The sequence below is a fragment of the Kineococcus indalonis genome (assembly GCF_009906395.1).
In the GTDB taxonomy this organism is placed as follows: domain Bacteria; phylum Actinomycetota; class Actinomycetes; order Actinomycetales; family Kineococcaceae; genus Kineococcus; species Kineococcus indalonis.
Window position 1 is genome coordinate 1 of sequence record NZ_JAAALM010001039.1, and the last position, 408, is coordinate 408.

Genomic DNA, 408 nt, shown 5'->3' on the forward strand with positions numbered 1-408 from the left:
GAGACCCCCCGGAAGATCCGCGGGAGATCCCCCGGGAGATCCGCCGGGGGATCCGCCGGAAACCGCCGGGAAACCCGCCCGGGACCTGGCGCGACCGCACGGGGTGGGTGTAGTCGTACTACCACCCCTGACGGCAGGAGACCGCCATGACGTCCTCCCCGCCCGCACCGGCGGCCGAGCCGGGAACGCTCACCATCGGCACCGACGGCCGCATCGGCGGCCGCACCGGCTCGTACGTCAAGCACCTGCAGGACCTGGAGGGCGTGTACCAGGACCAGCGGGCCTTCCGCGCCGCGCTGGACGAGCGCGGCGGCGACGCGCCGGTGTACCGCGTGGAGGAGCACCGGAGCGGCCGCGGCCCCGGCGCGCTGGTCGTGGGCACCTCCACGCTGCTGCCGGGCCGGGTGG

General features: G+C 76.0%; 1 protein-coding gene. It reads left to right on the top strand.

Annotated elements, in window-relative coordinates:
- Window positions 1-146 precede the first annotated feature (146 nt).
- On the top strand, window positions 147-408 hold a 262-nt coding region (locus GTR00_RS22595; RefSeq protein ID WP_205706463.1), incomplete at its 3' end, for a cupin domain-containing protein.